The 16601-nt window shown below is 41.9% G+C and carries 15 protein-coding genes; 11 read left to right on the top strand and 4 right to left on the bottom strand.

Annotation, left to right across the window (positions count from 1 at the left end; genetic code table 11):
• Window positions 1–184 precede the first annotated feature (184 nt).
• Complete coding sequence (locus MOJ78_RS18265) at window positions 185–1816, top strand: tetratricopeptide repeat protein (RefSeq protein WP_304978753.1); 1632 nt, start codon at window positions 185–187, stop codon at window positions 1814–1816.
• Window positions 1817–2041: 225 nt separating this feature from the next.
• On the opposite strand, the gene MOJ78_RS18260 is transcribed toward MOJ78_RS18265, so the two are convergent.
• Together MOJ78_RS18260 and MOJ78_RS18255 are read right to left on the bottom strand one after the other, a co-directional pair.
• Window positions 2042–2263, bottom strand: a complete 222-nt coding sequence (locus tag MOJ78_RS18260) for a helix-turn-helix domain-containing protein (RefSeq protein WP_304978752.1) — start codon at window positions 2261–2263, stop codon at window positions 2042–2044.
• 10 nt (window positions 2264–2273) lie between these two features.
• Complete coding sequence (locus MOJ78_RS18255) at window positions 2274–2753, bottom strand: DUF2975 domain-containing protein (RefSeq protein WP_304978751.1); 480 nt, start codon at window positions 2751–2753, stop codon at window positions 2274–2276.
• 231 nt (window positions 2754–2984) lie between these two features.
• Here MOJ78_RS18255 and MOJ78_RS18250 point away from each other — a divergent pair, with 231 nt between their 5' ends.
• From MOJ78_RS18250 to MOJ78_RS18205, 10 genes are all read left to right on the top strand, one after another.
• Window positions 2985–3989: a DUF3231 family protein gene (locus tag MOJ78_RS18250; RefSeq protein WP_304978750.1), complete on the top strand. Its 1005-nt coding sequence runs from the start codon at window positions 2985–2987 to the stop codon at window positions 3987–3989.
• A gap of 343 nt (window positions 3990–4332) precedes the next feature.
• On the top strand, window positions 4333–5286 hold the full coding sequence (gene trxB / locus MOJ78_RS18245; RefSeq protein WP_304978749.1) for a thioredoxin-disulfide reductase: 954 nt from the start codon (window positions 4333–4335) through the stop codon (window positions 5284–5286).
• A gap of 452 nt (window positions 5287–5738) precedes the next feature.
• On the top strand, window positions 5739–6197 hold the full coding sequence (locus MOJ78_RS18240) for an 8-oxo-dGTP diphosphatase (RefSeq protein ID WP_304978748.1): 459 nt from the start codon (window positions 5739–5741) through the stop codon (window positions 6195–6197).
• 64 nt (window positions 6198–6261) lie between these two features.
• The gene (rapZ, locus tag MOJ78_RS18235; RefSeq protein WP_304978747.1) at window positions 6262–7164 is read left to right on the top strand and encodes an RNase adapter RapZ; all 903 of its coding nucleotides are present in this window, start codon (window positions 6262–6264) and stop codon (window positions 7162–7164) included.
• Window positions 7145–8101, top strand: a complete 957-nt coding sequence (gene yvcK / locus MOJ78_RS18230) for a gluconeogenesis factor YvcK family protein (RefSeq protein ID WP_304978746.1) — start codon at window positions 7145–7147, stop codon at window positions 8099–8101. Before rapZ ends, yvcK begins: the two co-directional genes overlap by 20 nt.
• A 35-nt stretch (window positions 8102–8136) precedes the next feature.
• Window positions 8137–9072, top strand: coding sequence for a DNA-binding protein WhiA (whiA, locus tag MOJ78_RS18225; RefSeq protein ID WP_304978745.1), 936 nt, complete (start codon window positions 8137–8139; stop codon window positions 9070–9072).
• Window positions 9073–9372: 300 nt separating this feature from the next.
• Window positions 9373–9630 (top strand): HPr family phosphocarrier protein, encoded by a 258-nt coding sequence (locus tag MOJ78_RS18220; protein ID WP_304978744.1) that lies wholly within the window; start codon window positions 9373–9375, stop codon window positions 9628–9630.
• Window positions 9631–10460: 830 nt separating this feature from the next.
• Window positions 10461–11315, top strand: a complete 855-nt coding sequence (locus MOJ78_RS18215) for a VOC family protein (protein ID WP_304978743.1) — start codon at window positions 10461–10463, stop codon at window positions 11313–11315.
• Window positions 11316–11495: 180 nt separating this feature from the next.
• Window positions 11496–12527, top strand: a complete 1032-nt coding sequence (locus MOJ78_RS18210) for an FUSC family protein (protein ID WP_304978742.1) — start codon at window positions 11496–11498, stop codon at window positions 12525–12527.
• 513 nt (window positions 12528–13040) lie between these two features.
• Complete coding sequence (locus MOJ78_RS18205) at window positions 13041–14780, top strand: aromatic amino acid hydroxylase (protein ID WP_304978741.1); 1740 nt, start codon at window positions 13041–13043, stop codon at window positions 14778–14780.
• A gap of 132 nt (window positions 14781–14912) precedes the next feature.
• Here MOJ78_RS18205 and MOJ78_RS18200 read toward each other — a convergent pair whose 3' ends face one another.
• Window positions 14913–15434, bottom strand: coding sequence for a Gmad2 immunoglobulin-like domain-containing protein (locus tag MOJ78_RS18200; RefSeq protein WP_304978740.1), 522 nt, complete (start codon window positions 15432–15434; stop codon window positions 14913–14915).
• Window positions 15435–15767: 333 nt separating this feature from the next.
• Window positions 15768–16367, bottom strand: coding sequence for an ATP-dependent Clp endopeptidase proteolytic subunit ClpP (clpP, locus tag MOJ78_RS18195; protein WP_304978739.1), 600 nt, complete (start codon window positions 16365–16367; stop codon window positions 15768–15770).
• Between the last annotated feature and the right edge of the window lie 234 nt (window positions 16368–16601).

Genomic DNA, 16601 nt, shown 5'->3' with positions numbered 1-16601 from the left:
GGAGTGTCCACTTTGCACCTAATTTGGATATTTTATGAAGAGGCAGCTAGTAAATTCGAAAAATACCGACGGAACAAAGAGCTATCCGAAACACCACGTACATACATGAATTACCTGTGTTCGTCCTTACTCTCCTATGTTATACTTTCGAAAGAGAGTTTCAGAGAACGGGTGAGGGTAGTAAATGAAAGTAAACGAAAGCATTATGCAACAAAGAGCAAATGTAATTCCATTTGCTCGAACCGGGGAGCAATTTTTTCGAAAAGGATTAAAAGCCTATCAAAAAAAGGATTTATATAAGGCAAAACGCTTATTTGAACGTGCAGTTGAAATAGAACCGAAAGACCCTACTTACTTATGCCAGCTAGCAGCGACGCATGCAGAACTTGGCGATTTTATTGAATCGAATGATTTACTTGAATACATCGTCAGTGACATCGATCCCGATATTTCGGAATGCTATTATTTTATGGCAAACAATTATGCACATCTGGGTATGTTTCGTGAGGCAGAAAGAGAAGCGGTTCGATACATGGAACACGAACCGGACGGAGAATTCTATGACGAGATTGAAGAGCTTCTAGAATTGATCGAGCTAGAGTACGGCGAGGACTCGGAAAATGACGCAACAGAAGAAAAATTGATTGTCAAACATGAAAAAGCACGTCGCTCTCTTGAAAAAGGCGATTTCAAAAAAGCAAGGGATATCCTAAAGACAATGGTTCTTGAGCATCCTGAATTTTGGGCTGCGTACAACAACTTGGCTCTCGCTCATTTTTATCTTGGTGAGTACGAAGAGGCATTCATTGTGCTTGATGATGTGCTTGACAAAAACACCGGAAACCTCCATGCACTCTGCAATATCGCCCTTTTTCATAAGCAATTAGGGCAAGAAAATGAATGTGAACGTTTTCTAGGTCTCCTTCGTACCATTCATCCGATTACTCCAGAGCATCGTTACAAGCTCGGCAGTACGTTTGCGTTGCTTGGAGAGGATGAGGCTGCATTTAAGTGGCTTTATTCGATAAAAAAGTTCGGCCATGCCTGGAACACTCCGTTTTTCCACTGGCTGGCTGTTTCTGCATTTAAAATGGGGAAAGAAGAATTGGCACAGGAATGCTGGGAAAAGCTGATTGACTTTGACCCGGAAAGTCCTGTCGCTCCCTTTTATCTAGAGCAATTGAAGCACGGGATCCTTGAACCGGAGGAAGCCGAATATCAATACACCATCCCAACTAGCCAGCTTCAAAACCAGGATGATTTATCTGAACGGATTTTAAAATTAAGAAGTACAATCCATAAAAATAAGCTTTCTCATCTGTTGTTGCTACGAAAGTGGAAGGATGAAAATGCACTTACGACACTAAAATCTTTTTGCGCGGAACCTAAGGAATCTGGAGTCATGAAAGAGCTTGCGGCCACCCTTTTGTTTGAGCTTGGTGATGATAGGGTTGAAGTTCATGGCGAGGAAGGTCTTCAAGAATATGATGAGCCTTCTGTCGAAATGGGAAAGGGTCTTGAAATTTTGGAAAATCTGATTGCTTGTCGGGACGAGTTGGATGCAGAAACGGCTTTATTGTGGCATCTTCTCCTTCATGAAGCAAGAGATGAAGCCCAGATGTTAACGAACACAAATGCCTGGTCAGGTGCGATCTCGTATCTTGCAGATATTTTAAAAGGTAAGACGGTGACGACACAAAGGGATATTGCTGAACAGTACGGTGTATCGGTTTCCACCGTCCAAAAATACGTAAAAACACTTAAATCCCTTTATTCCGAGGTTAAAAAGGTTAATGATACTTCAATAACAAAATAATCAGAACACAATAACGCTTGGGTATTTCAAAGAACCCAAGCGTTTTAACTTTATACGTTAGGAAGTATAACTTTTCAGCAAGAAGAATTACCGACGTTGGAGAAAAGTTTACCTCCCAAGTATATGTGCAACTAGTGCGATCGGCTACACTAAGGGTTGGCGCTAGTCAAGTTTTCTTATAGTATTGGTCTTGTACAACTATCCCGCGTTAGTTGAAGATTGGCATCATCCCTGACGGTCTTCGTCAGTTTTGTATTCTAAAACATCTCCAGGCTGACATTCTAGAGCCTTACAAATCGCCTCTAATGTTGATAATCGAATCGCTTTTGCCTTTCCATTTTTCAATATAGAAAGGTTAGCCATTGTGATTCCAACCCTCTCCGAAAGTTCTGTTACGCTCATTTTTCTTTTTGCCAGCATCACATCAATATTGATTATAATCGCCATTGTTTTCACCTCAGACCGTTAAATCATTTTCTGATTTTATACCGATAGCATGTTTTAATAGCTTTTGAAGAACAGCGGCAAAGATAGCAATCACCATTGAAGCAAAAGTAATGACCAATCCGATTAACATGACACCTGGAGCGTCGTCTGCATCTGCTATGAGATAGATGATTGGTAATTCCGCTATATACAAGATACTGATTGTGATGGCACAGTATTTTATAAACTTTAAGGCACTAACCGATAATTCCGAAAACGCTTTGTTCTTGTCAATATAGGTTAAAAGTTTTAAAGTCTGATACAAAGCAAAGAAAAACACGATGGCTGTTGCATACATGCCGATTAAAAAGAGATATTTCATATATGATAATTCTGGAATTATCTCTGCCACATACTCCGATAACCCAGGCAACAAAAAGATACATAAAGCAAGGACAGGAAGTCCCATAAGAACAACAACGAATTTTAAAAAGAATGTTTCTCGTTTCATAAAAAGCATCTCTCCTTTTTATTTTTAATTTGATTATAACAGGGTATTTATCGTATTAAAATATATTATTACTGTCTTAATTGATATTATTGTTGTTTTCACGTTAAAAGAACAAAGAAGCAGCCACTAAAGTTCATACAATCATTTCAAGTACGATACCCCTCCTAAAAGTTTCAATAGGTTCTTATATACTTATACGGATTGGTAAAGAATACTCAAGAGGTGATTGTTGTGGATAAAGAGAAATTAAAACTGACATCTTCCGAAATAGGAACATTGTGGGGACAGTATGTAAACGGAACAATGACAGATGTAGTAAATAGATATATGTACTCTATTATTGATGACGAAGAAATAAAAATAATTTTTGAGGATGCGATCAAAACATTTGGACAACAAAAGAAACAAATCGTAACATTCCTTGAGAATGAGGGATTTCCAGTTCCAATCGGATTTACTGAATCTGATCTCAATAAAGGAACAAAAAGATTGTTCACAGACATCTTTTGCCTGAATTATTTACATATCATGACTTTACATGGTTTGTTAGGTCATACCACTTCATTAGGTGTTTCGGTTCGAGAAGATTTACGGTTTTTTTACGATTCAACTGATAATGCTGCGAAAAGAATGTATCATCAAACGATCGATTTATTACTTGAGAAAGGAAGCTTTCAAAGAGATCCTTATTTTTATCCAGCTAAAAACCCTGAATTTGTTTCTAGCAAGGACTTCACGGATGGATTTTTCGGAAAAGGACGACAGTTAGCAGCACCGGAAATCATAAGTATATCTTTCAACCTTAAAAAGGGCATCATGGCTAAAACCCTATCTATTGGGTTCAGTCAGGTCGCTCAATCAAAAGAAGTAAGAAAGTTTTTAGAGGATTCCGAGAAAACGGCTGATGGTCAAATCCAATCCTTATCAAAAATAATGAACAAGGATAATTTACCAGTTCCTAAATCGTGGGAGACTGAAGTTACAACCTCAACCGACTCTCCTTTTTCCGATAAGCTGATGTTGTATCATATCGGTTTCTTGTACCAAGCTGCACAAATGTATAACGGGGCAGGTTTAGCATCAGCCATGCGAACAGACCTTGTAACGACTTATGAAAGTGTCATTTTAAAAAATCTAACAGTCACTAAAAAATGGTTTAATCTCATGGTAAAAAATAAATGGTTAGAACAGCCACCGTTAGCTCCTAATCGAAAAGAAATTGCAAAGAAAAAATAATTCCAATACCTTGAATGATCCATCCTTCTCTTCCTTTTTGAGAGGGTGTTTTTTTGCACGAGAAAGCATAAATACTTTCTATCAGCATAAGGGCAACTACGACTCTGATTTCACCTAAAGGCTCGGCAATCGCCGAGTTTTCTTTATAAATATGGAAAAAAGTATATCTGCGCTATCTTTTGAGCATTTTATTAGACTTAAACAAGCTTCATTTAATACGATACTATAAGTAGAGGTTCACAAGTCGACAATTCACGACGCCCTCTAATATAAAAAATAAGATTCGTTAAAACTAACGATAGGGAAAATTGGAATTGATTTTATAGATTAAGGAGTGGAGAGCATGAGTGAAGAAACCATTTATGATGTGATTATTGCTGGTGCAGGTCCTGCGGGATTGACAGCAGCTGTATATACGTCACGTGCAAATTTAAGCACATTGATGATCGAGCGTGGAATTCCGGGTGGTCAAATGGCGAACACGGAGGATGTCGAAAACTACCCAGGGTATGACCATATTCTAGGACCGGATTTGTCGAATAAAATGTTCGAACATGCGAAGAAGTTCGGTGCGGAATATGCATATGGCGATGTGAAGGAAATTGTCGACGGCGAGGAATATAAACGGGTTCTTGTCGGTGGCGGTAAGGAATATAAGGCTCGTTCGATCATTATCGGAACAGGTGCTGAGTACAAAAAGCTTGGCATTCCAGGTGAAAAGGAATTGAGCGGACGCGGTGTTTCCTATTGCGCAGTTTGTGACGGAGCCTTTTTTAAAGAAAAAGAGCTTGTCGTTGTTGGAGGCGGAGATTCTGCGGTTGAAGAAGGCGTATACCTGACGAGATTTGCGTCGAAGGTTACGATCGTACACCGCCGGGATAAGCTTCGCGCACAGAAAATTTTACAAGATCGCGCATTTGATAATGAAAAAATCGACTTTATTTGGAACCATACGGTCAAAGAGGTCAATGCGGAAAACAACAAGGTTGGAAGTGTCACGCTTGTCAATACGCAAAACGGTGAGGAACAAGAGTTCAAAGCGGATGGTATATTCATTTACATCGGGATGCTGCCATTGAATGCAGCTGTGAAAAACCTTGGAATTACAAATGAAAATGGCTATGTAGAAACAAACTCAGAAATGGAAACCAAGATCCCTGGCATTTTTGCAGCGGGCGATATCCGTGAAAAAACCCTTCGTCAAATCGTTACCGCTACAGGAGATGGAAGCATTGCTGCACAAAGCGCACAACATTACGTGGAATCGTTAATGGAAAAACTAAGCATTAAAAATTAACTGGAGGCTTGGCCCGGCCGAGTTTTCTTTGCTGGGTCGACATTTTTAAAAGTGTGCACCTTTGGAGCTAGGGATGGTAATAGTTTGAAAAAAGCTTGACTTTTTGAAAACGTAATTCTGTCTTAATGGGATTGTAACAGAGGTGAAATATTGATAAGTTATTATACAATTAAGAAATTGACCCCCTTTTAATAAATTTCTTATCTTTGTGCACGGAACAATCGTTTCCGTGCTATTTTTTTGTGCATTTTTAGTGGGATTGTGTAGGTGGAAGTCGAGTTTTTTATACCAAAAGGCTTTAGGTTCGCCGAAGCACCTCAATATTGTTATTTATAGAGGATGCAACCCCTTTATAGAGAAAAGGTATGATGTGGGTTCATTCCATTTTTCATGGATATGTGTTTGTTGATGGGCTTTGATACATAGTATAATGATAGAAAGAGGTGATTCACGTGCAACGAGTTACAAATTGTGTACTCGAAAAGGATAACCAGGTCGTATTGCTCCAAAAACCGAGGAGAGGTTGGTGGGTTGCGCCTGGCGGGAAAATGGAATCAGAAGAAACGATCAAGGATTCTGTTGTTCGAGAGTACCGTGAAGAAACCGGGTTGTATTTGTTAAATCCAAAATTAAAGGGTGTCTTTAATTTCATCATTAAAGATGGTGATCAAATCGTTCAAGAATGGATGATGTTCACCTTTTATGCTACTGAATCCGAAGGGGAGCTGCTCACCGAATCGGATGAGGGAAAGCTCGCCTGGAAACCGAAAGAAGAGATTGCCACGTTGCCGATGGCTCCTGGTGATCACCATATCCTTGATTATATGGTGACAGGAAGCGGTATGATCATCGGAACATTTACGTATACACCAGAGTTTGAATTGCTTAGTTATCGATTGGATCCTTCCTAAAGAAGTGGGCTAATAAAAGTTCGCCTAATAAAGATAGACTAAAGACGAAAGCGAGGGATGTTAGATGGAACAGAATGAATTTCAGATGGTCATCATCACAGGAATGTCCGGTGCGGGAAAAACGGTTGCCATGCAAAGCTTTGAGGATCTTGGTTTCTTTTGCGTCGACAACTTACCACCTGCGCTTTTGCCTAAATTTGTCGAGCTTATGGAGGAATCCGGCGGGAAGCTTAAAAAGGTTGCACTTGTCATGGACCTCCGTGGACGTGAATTCTTCGATCAGCTTTTTGAGACGATCGACTTGATGACTGACAGTACATCTGTAAAACCACAGATCTTATTTTTAGATGCGAAGGATACAACACTCGTCCGACGATATAAAGAAACACGCCGTTCTCACCCACTTGCAGCAAATGGCCTTCCACTTGATGGCATCAAGGTTGAGCGGGAAATGCTTGAGGAGCTGAAGGGGAGAGCACAGAATATACTCGATACGACGGATTTAAAACCATTACAGCTTCGGGAACGGATCATCGAGCGGTATTCGTCAAATGAAGCTCACCCTTTTACAGTGAACGTCCTGTCGTTCGGGTTCAAATATGGCATGCCGATTGATGCGGACCTCGTATTTGACGTCCGTTTTTTACCGAATCCGCATTATATTGAACACATGCGGCCAAAAACAGGCCTTGAAGAAGAAGTGTCCTCCTATGTTTTAAAATGGTCGGAAACCCAGAAGTTCATCGAAAAACTGACGGGACTGCTCGACTTCATCATTCCGCATTATAAGCGAGAGGGAAAAAGCCAGCTCGTCATAGCGGTTGGGTGTACAGGCGGAAAACACCGGTCTGTCACGCTTGCTGAACATTTGAAGGATTATTTAGGTAAAGATTATCGCGTCCATAGCAGCCATCGCGATATCGAAAAAGATGCAAAGAGAACGTATAATGTCAAATCGAAGGCCTAACGTCGTTGTATTCGGTGGTGGAACGGGCTTATCTGTTTTACTGAGAGGCTTGAAAAAGTTCCCTGTCGATATCACGGCAATTGTGACCGTTGCCGATGATGGCGGGAGTTCCGGGAGGCTGAGGGAGGAGCTCGATATCCTGCCCCCAGGTGATATCCGGAATGTTTTAGCTGCATTGTCCGAGGTCGAACCCCTTGTTGAACAGCTGTTTCAGCACCGTTTTAGGAACGGGAACGGGTTGTCTGGACATTCCCTTGGAAATCTGTTACTGGCTGCAATGTCGGATATTACCGGCAACTTTGTAACGGGAATTCGTGAGCTGTCAAAGGTATTGAATGTACGTGGTCGGGTGCTGCCGGCTTCCGATCATAGCGTTGTTTTAAATGCCCAGTTGAACGACGGGACGATTGTGTCGGGTGAATCGAAAATTCCACATACGGGTAAAAAAATCGTTCGGGTATACCTGACTCCAGACACGGTAAAACCGCTCTCGGAAAGCCTGCGCGCGATAAAAAGAGCGGATCTGATCCTGATCGGGCCAGGGAGCTTGTATACGAGCATTCTACCAAGCCTGCTCGTACCAGGCATTACGGATGAAATCAAAAAGTCGAAAGCGAAAAAGGTCTACATTTGTAACGTAATGACGCAGCCTGGTGAAACCGATCATTTTACTGCCGCTGATCATGTCAATATTTTAGTTACTCATACAGGTCAGCAGATTATTGATACGATTATTGTCAATAATGCTAACGTGCCTGAAAAGGTGCTGGAAAAATATAAATCTGAAGGCGGAGAACCTGTACAGTTTGATGAAGAGAGGTTAAAATCTTTTGGATTTGACGTCATCAGTGATAAAATAGTTCAATATAATGATTCGTTAATAAGGCACGATGCTAAACGTGTTTCCGAGCTGATCCTTGATCTAGTATCCGATTAGAACCCTCGGGCATAAACGAAAGAGGGGTGTAAGTCGTGTCGTTTGCATCAGAGACAAAAAAAGAGTTAACCAAGCTAGAAGTAAAAAAATGCTGTTCAAAAGCGGAACTCGCGGCACTGATCCGGATGAATGGTTCCATTTCACTCGCGAACCGGGAATTGATTCTAGATATACCGACTGAAAATGCGGCGATCGCAAGACGAATCTACACGTTGATTAAACAGCTGTATTCGTACCCGGCAGAATTGCTCGTTCGGAAAAAAATGCGACTGAAAAAAAATAATGTCTATATTGTCCGGATCAAGCAGGATACCAGGACCCTATTGGACGAATTAGATATTATGGGCGAGGGCTTCACATTCAAGCGGACGCTTTCGAAAGCACTGACGAAAAAGAGCTGTTGTAAGCGATCTTATCTTCGAGGAGCATTTCTTGCAGGAGGTTCACTCAATCATCCCGAAACTTCTTATCATCTAGAAATTTTTTCGATGTATGAAGAACATACGGAATCGTTGTGTAATTTGATTAATTCGTTTGGCATGAATGCTCGTATGCTAGAACGGAAAAAGGGCTACATCATCTATTTAAAAGAAGGAGAGAAAATTTCAGATTTTCTCACCTTGATAGGTGCCCATACCGCTCTACTCTATTTTGAGGACGTACGGATCATGAAGGATTTGCGAAATTCCGTCAACCGACTGGTAAACTGTGAAACCGCCAATTTGAACAAAACGGTCGGGGCAGCGATGCGTCAGGTTGAGAATATCCGTTTGATCGAACGGGAGCTTGGACTTGAAAAGTTACCGGATAAGCTTCGTGAAATTGCAGAGCTTCGCGTCAAATACGCGGATGTTTCATTGCAGGAGCTAGGGGATCTCGTTTCGACGGGCCCAATCAGTAAGTCGGGCATTAATCACCGGCTCCGTAAGCTCGATGAACTCGCGAATAAAATTCGTTCAGGCCGCGTGTAAAGACGAGTTTTACGGTTTGCTGCAATGTGATTCAGCACCATTTGAAGAAGAGGGCTAACGGAACGACCTGATGGGACAATCTGGGTTAGCCTCATTTTTTTACACATAGAAGATAGCGCTTTCTTTTGCTCTGAAAAGTTCTCTACACATTTTTTATAATGTTCCGATATATAGATTAACTAAGTGGGATTAATGATGGTGTTCAAAAAAGTATGTATCGACGGTCTCGGATGAGTTTGTAGCAGTGTACGGGGTACCTCATCAACCTTTTTGAACGAACATATAAGGAGGAATGGTCAATTGTTGGAAAAAGAACTGACGGTTGAATTGAAAACCGGATTGCAGGCTCGTCCTGCGGCGCTTTTCGTGCAAGAGGCAAATCGTTTTAACGCCGATGTTTTCTTAGAAAAGGACGGTAAAAAGGTGAATGCAAAGAGCATTATGGGGATTATGAGTCTTGCAATTGGCTCAGGTTCAACAGTGACAATCATTACAGATGGGAAAGACGAAGAGGAAGCACTCCACGCACTCAAAGATTATATTTCAAAAGCGGAATAAGTACATAAACACTGCCCGAAGATTAAGATCGGGTAGTGTTTTTTGTTGTTTTGGCGGGTGCATCCTTGTGTCTTTGAGGGAGGAGTGCGCCTGTGGAAAAAGGTGTTCTCTGGACAATCTCATTCAACTTTTACGGTGAAATGTCCAGAAAAAGAGGTAATCTGGACAAGTGCGCATGGAATTAGGGAGTAAGTGTCCAGAAAAAGCGATTTGCGGGACACAACCTCCTAGGTTTTAGGAAAACGAGTCCCAGAAAAATGATTTGCGGGACACACCCCCTAGATTTTAGGAGAATGAGTCCTGGAAACACGATTTGCAGGACACAACCTCCTAGATTTTAGGAGAACGAGTCCTGGAAAAGCGATTTGCGGGACACACCCCCTAGATTTTAGGAGAATGAGTCCTGGAAAAGCGATTTGCGGGACACACCCCCTAGATTTTAGGAGAATGAGTCCTGAAAAAACGATTTGCGGGACACAACCTCCTAGGTTTTAGGAGAATGAGTCCTGGAAAAGCGATTTGCGGGACACAACCTCCTAGGTTTTAGGAGAATGAGTCCTGGAAACACGATTTGCAGGACACAACCTCCTAGATTTTAGGAAAACGAGTCCTGGAAAAACGATTTGCGGGAAACAACCCCCTAAACTATAGGAGAATGTCTCCGAAAAATAGTGATTTGCAAGCCTCAATCCCTTAATTTTCGGAAAGAATATGTCCTGAATGGAATAAACCGGAAGGATCATTAAGGTTGATTTAATCAATAGATCGTAATATAATAAATTAAAAGTTACTTTATAAAAGTAAGTGAAAAGCTAGAGGAGTTGTTACAAATGAACTTTCACCAATCACCAAATACGTATACCGGACAAATTCATTTAACGGTCTCGGATTTCGAACGTTCGTTATCCTTTTATACAGAAACACTTGGATTTAAGGTGCTTGAACATAGTGAGAGGGGTGCGGTTCTTACTGCGGATTCGAAAACACCGCTTATAACAATCGAACAACCGGATCACGTATTGCCGAAACAACCGCGCACAACCGGTCTGTTTCATTTTGCTATCCTACTACCGACTCGTGGTGATTTAGGAACAATGATCCGTCATATCGGTGAAACAGGCTACCCGCTTCAAGGCGCTTCTGACCATCTTTTCAGTGAGGCATTTTACCTTTCAGACCCTGATGGACACGGCATCGAGCTGTATGCCGATCGTCCAGAATCGGAGTGGGTCAAGGAAAATGGAGAGTTTCCGCTTGTCAGTGATCCGCTAGATATTGATTCTATTGTTCGGGCCGGTCTAGAGAAGGAGTGGAACGGGCTTCCCAATCAAACGGTGATGGGCCATATTCATTTGCATGTTGCTGACCTAGAGGAGGCGAAAGCCTTTTACTGTGATGGATTAGGTTTCGATATTACGATTCCGTTCCGTCAGCAAGCGTTGTTCGTTTCGACTGGGGGCTATCATCATCATATCGGGCTGAATACGTGGAACGGTAAAGGTTCGCCGGCTCCAGACGAGAATCATATTCGGATGAATTGGTTCTCGATCATCCTGCCAACTGAGGAAGCGCGAAACTTAGTTATAACACGGTTAGAGAAAATCAATGTGCCAATTATCGAGGAAAACGGCGGTATTTGGACAGAGGATCCTTCCCGTAACAAAATTCGATTGGAATTAACATAGATTCCGAAGTGAAAATAGAAGAGTTCGTTGATTGGTTTAGCCATAAAAACGTCTTTCTTGAGTGAAGTACTCATTGAATATTCCTTTTTAAAATAGAGTTAGAAGCCCGGTAGTATTACTATAGACCAATTGGTACAATAAAGGAGTAGATTAATGAATCTTTGTTCAGGATGATGTTGCGTGAAAAAATTAACGATAAAAAAATGGATTGGCAGTAGGGTACTGAAAACAGGACTTGCTGCCTTCATAACAGCATTGATTTGCAATTTATTTCATTTACCCGTGTTATTTGCAGTTATTACAGCAATAGTTACGGTTGAACCAACAGCTTCAGACTCCATTAAAAAAGGATTGATACGATTTCCGGCAGCTACTATTGGTGCCGGGTTTGCTATGTTCTTTGAATCCTTTCTTGGCCAATCAGCCCTGGCATATGCGTTGGCAGCTACCTTGACACTTGCTGTTTGTCATAAACTCCGTCTAGATGCGGGTATGTTAGTCGCGACATTAACTTCCGTAGCTATGATTGCGGAAACCGAAGAACATTTTGTATCTTCTTTTTTTGTAAGGCTGTTAACGACGTTGATCGGATTAGGTGTATCGACAATCATTAATTTTATGATTCTCCCACCTCATTACATGGATATGGTGCAAGAACAAGTAAATAAATTGTATGAGCGGTCCGGTGGTATCCTGACCAGGTTCGTGGAAGGTGCAAGTCCCCGCCAGTTACAGCTGGAGTACCAACGTCTAAGTAAGGATATGGAACGTTCTTTCAATCTTGCCCAATTTCAGCGAGAGGAATGGAAGTACCGACGACACAATCTTAGTGAGATACGTGAATTCGGAATACTTGTAAAAAAGCTGGAGTATTTCCAAAAGATTCTCTATCATTTTGGAAATTTGCTCTCTCTTGATATAGAAAAGACTAAATTGTCTTCTGAAAATGTTGTAATCGTCTCGAAAGCTGCTGACTCAGTAGCAGCAGTTTTACAGGATCCGGATCATAAAATGAGTGAAGACCACTTTGAACTGATCGGATGTCTCGATCTTTTGTTTTTACACGAGCAAGGACGTCGTGAACGAACAGACGAATCCACTACAAAAAGGCATATTTCGCAGCGACTGACGATCATTTATGAATTATTGGCACTTCAAGACGCCTTGGAAGACTTAGAAAGAATCGGTACGAAAGAAGGCGAACCCAACTAGAGAATAAGCCAATTTAAACGCCTGAGAAACCTATCTAGATGAAGGATTTCTGGTATATTTACGTTACATAACCCAAGAATTTTTCTGAAGTCCTGTTTTTAGTCGGACTTATATCTACGAGGACTTATTCAATAGGCAGCTACACAATTTCCCCTTATTTTAAAAAAGTTCTTGACGCCGGCAAAATCATTGTGTATAGTTTTTATTAATAACTTTAGTACTTAAAAGCGTTTAAGCGTGTTAGTATAAAAGGTGAATATAAAATAGCCTTGCAAAAGCAGTAGCATGACTATAGGCAGCATATAGAGACTGGACGTTTGGTGGAAGTTCAGGCAGTAGTCGATGTGAATTACATTGCAACCAAAACAGGCTGTTTTTACGAGTGGATGAACAAATCGTTCATCAATTAGGGTGGTACCGCGGAAACTCTTCGTCCCTAGTATGGTGTTTATCAAACACATACTAAGAGGATGAGGATTTTTTTATTTTACAAAAGAAAAGGAGAGCTGAAAAATGAGTCCAAGACCGTTACCTGCGCACTTAAGAAAATATGTGGTGGAGCAAGATTATCAAAAATATAGCCCGATCGACCATGCCGTTTGGCGGTATGTCATGCGTCAGAACCACAACTTCTTGAAGGATGTTGCCCATGGAGCTTATACGAATGGTCTCGTTTCCTCTGGGATCCATATCGATTCGATTCCAAAAATTGAGGAAATGAATGAACGCCTTCAACCATTCGGGTGGGGCGCAGTTACAATCGATGGGTTCATTCCTGCTGTCGCCTTTTTTGATTTCCAGGCGCACGGTTACTTGCCGATCGCTACTGAAATCCGAAAGCTTGAAAACATTGACTACACACCTGCACCTGACATCATACACGAGGCCGCTGGGCATGCTCCCATTTTATGTGACGAACAATATGCCCAATTTGTAAAACGGTTTGGTGAGATTGGATCCAAAGCACTCGCTACAAAAGAGGAACACGAGGTGTTTGATGCGATTCGGACCCTTTCTGCTTTACTTGAGGATGGTTCCGCTACAGAAGTGGAAGTCGAAGCAGCACGAGCAAATCTCCAAATCAAGCAGGAGGGTGTTCAAGAGGTGTCGGAAGCTGAACAGATCTCACGCCTGTACTGGTGGACGGTCGAGTTCGGGATGATTGGAACGGTGGATCACCCTGTTCTTTACGGGTCCGGGCTGCTTTCCTCGATCGGTGAAGGTGTGAACAGTCTATCGGACGAGGTGAAAAAAGTGCCGTTCGACTTGGAAACCGCAATCAACACTGGCTTCGATATTACGACACAGCAGCCTCAGCTCTTTGTTTGCCGCGATTTTGACCAGCTGACTGAAGCGGTGGAGAAGTTTGCTGAAACAATGGCATTCAAGGCAGGAGGAACAGAAAGCCTTGAGAAAGCGGTACGATCGGCAAATACTGCCACAGCGGTATACAGCTCCGGACTTCAGGTTACCGGTACTTTTGAAAATCTGATACGAGACGAAAACGGGGAAGCCATCTACATGAATACGAATGGCCCGACCGCTTTATCAATCGAAGATCAGGTAATCGGAGGTCACGGAAAAGAGGATCATAGAGAAGGCTTCGGTTCTCCGGTTGGAAGATTGCTAGACTCAGAGCTGGCTCTTGAGGATTGGAGTGAAGAAGATTTTCTGAATCACGGAATTCACATGCATAAACCATTCACCCTGACATTCAAATCCGGCATTACTGTAGAAGGTGTGTTGGAAGAGATAGTTCGAAACAATAAAAAGGTCGTACTGCTTCGCATCGCTCACGCAAAGATCACGTGGAAAAATCAGATTATATTTGAAACCGATCAGGGTAGTTTTGACATGGCTGTTGGAGAGCGAATTACTTCTGTGTTTGCTGGTGCAGCTGACAGTGAACATTTCTTTGGTACCGAAATAGAAAGAGCAACCAACGTCCAAACCGAGCACAAACCTCAAACGCGTTTAGAAAAACTGTACGGCCAGATTCGAGATCTTCGTGAAGAGGAAAAGACGCCGCAGGAGATCATCGTAACGATAAAAGAGGTTGTTTCAGAGCTTGAGAGCTTTCCTGAGGATTGGATGCTACGTTTGGAAATTGTGGAGGTATTAACGTCAAAGCCGTTACTTCCGACAACGAGGCAACAGCTATTAAATGACTTAGAAGTTTTGAAAACGAAATTGAACTTATCGAAATGGATTGATAATGGATTACGTTTGATCAACGTGCGCAGATCCGCTTAACTTAAAATAGATGGATAGAAAGAGCTGACGCAAAGGTTTCTTGATCGTTACTCCTTACCCCTCCCCCCTTGAAAGTGGATGGTCAAGAGTGAATCGCTGCGTCAGCTCTGTTTTTTCATGCCTGATTTCCGATTAGTCCGTTTTGAGAGGGATTTTAAGAACATTGATTTCTGAGCCGTCTTTTGGACTATCGACAAACACTTTTAAAACGAGAGGTCCTTCAGGTTTGCTGGACAATTGGATGTCCTTCTCAAATGAACCCCATCCAGGTGCGCCTTCGGATGCGGTAACAATTCCATGTTCGAGTACTGTTTCCCCATCTAAAAGCTCGTATTGGAAGTTTGCCTCGAAAACCCTCGCCTCTCCTTTAAAGATAAACGAATCGGAAACCTTTTGATTAGGTAACGGGGACGTGATTTTAAAAGCTTCATTTTCAATGTTGGTCGGGTCTGTTTTCCCATCCGATTGAGGGTCGTCGCTGTCGTCACTTTCTCCATCTAAATTTGAGCTATCGGTATCTACCGTTCCTCCATCATCTGAATGCTGTTCATTAGGCGATTGTTCCCCATTTTCATGTGTTTCCAGATCAGTAGTTAAATCCAAAACAGGTATGGTAAGCAGTGCAATCAGGATAAGCAATAATGCGATCTTCACCTTTGAAACCTCCTTTCTTCCACTAGTTTATGTGCGAACGTGGAAGGAGGCGACCGCATGGTGAATGATTTTTTGCAAGTGAAAAACGATCGAGAAGCAATTCCAGCGATAAAGAAAACTTGGCTAGCGCCAAGCCTTAGCCCTAAAGGATGACCTAAAGACCCTTGCGCTTATACTATAGAAAGTACTTTATGCTTTCTTAACGTGTAAAAAAAAGGCTGACTCGGGTTGTGCTTCTTCTATTTTAAAGACGGGAAATCAATGATCCGTCTAGTAAAATGAAGGGTCACAACGACTGAGTCAGCCTTTGTTCTTATTTTGTAACGTATTATGCTACTTAGCTTTTACATCTGTAGGTTGTTGAAGAACATCATCGATCAAGCCATATTCCTTCGCTCGTTCGGCACTCATGAAGTTGTCGCGGTCAGTGTCTCGTTCAACCACATCGATCGGCTGTCCAGAACGTTCAGAAATGATTTTGTTGATCTTTTCACGCATTTCGATGATACGGCGTGCATGAATTTCGATATCCGAAGCTTGACCTTGTGTTCCGCCAAGTGGTTGGTGAATCATGACCTCACTGTTCGGCAATGCATAACGCTTGCCAGGCTCACCTGCAGTCAGTAGAAACGCTCCCATAGAAGCAGCCATTCCGATACAGATCGTGCTTACCTTCGGCTTGATGAATTGCATTGTGTCAAAGATCGCCATTCCCGCAGTGATCGAGCCACCTGGACTGTTGATGTATAGGGAAATGTCCTTCTCAGGATCTTCAGCAGCAAGGAATAATAGCTGAGCAACAATCGAGTTCGCTACGTTGTCATCAATTGCGCTACCAAGCATGATGATGCGGTCTTTTAACAGGCGGGAATATATATCATAGGCACGTTCCCCGCGGTTCGTTTGTTCAATTACTGTTGGGATTAAGTTCATTTCATAAATCCTCCTTTTTCCATAAGTGCTTTACGGCTTAATTTCATCTTACTCAATAGGTCAATATAGGTCAAACTTTAAGGCTCTACAAATCTGAAGTTTTTTGGACCCGTTTTTTAAGCATGATGACCAGTTTCTATTATGTATTTAGCATATGTATACATCATATCATCTTTCCCGCAATTATGAGATTTAAACCTGAATTTCTTTTTCCTTTCGTAAAAATCCATAAGA

Origin of the sequence: Alkalihalobacillus sp. AL-G (genome assembly GCF_030643805.1) — a bacterium.
Taxonomy (GTDB): Bacteria; Bacillota; Bacilli; order Bacillales; family Fictibacillaceae; genus Pseudalkalibacillus.
Note: the sequence above shows the minus strand (reverse complement) of the source record. Positions and strands in the feature narration are given on the sequence as shown.

Coding starts and splice junctions, on each gene's coding strand:
- MOJ78_RS18265 (WP_304978753.1), top strand. CDS start 185: ATGAAAGTAAACGAAAGCATTATGCAACAAAGAGCAAATGTAATTCCA.
- MOJ78_RS18260 (WP_304978752.1), bottom strand. CDS start 2,263: ATGGCGATTATAATCAATATTGATGTGATGCTGGCAAAAAGAAAAATG.
- MOJ78_RS18255 (WP_304978751.1), bottom strand. CDS start 2,753: ATGAAACGAGAAACATTCTTTTTAAAATTCGTTGTTGTTCTTATGGGA.
- trxB (WP_304978749.1), top strand. CDS start 4,333: ATGAGTGAAGAAACCATTTATGATGTGATTATTGCTGGTGCAGGTCCT.
- rapZ (WP_304978747.1), top strand. CDS start 6,262: ATGGAACAGAATGAATTTCAGATGGTCATCATCACAGGAATGTCCGGT.
- yvcK (WP_304978746.1), top strand. CDS start 7,145: ATGTCAAATCGAAGGCCTAACGTCGTTGTATTCGGTGGTGGAACGGGC.
- MOJ78_RS18215 (WP_304978743.1), top strand. CDS start 10,461: ATGAACTTTCACCAATCACCAAATACGTATACCGGACAAATTCATTTA.
- MOJ78_RS18205 (WP_304978741.1), top strand. CDS start 13,041: ATGAGTCCAAGACCGTTACCTGCGCACTTAAGAAAATATGTGGTGGAG.
- clpP (WP_304978739.1), bottom strand. CDS start 16,367: ATGAACTTAATCCCAACAGTAATTGAACAAACGAACCGCGGGGAACGT.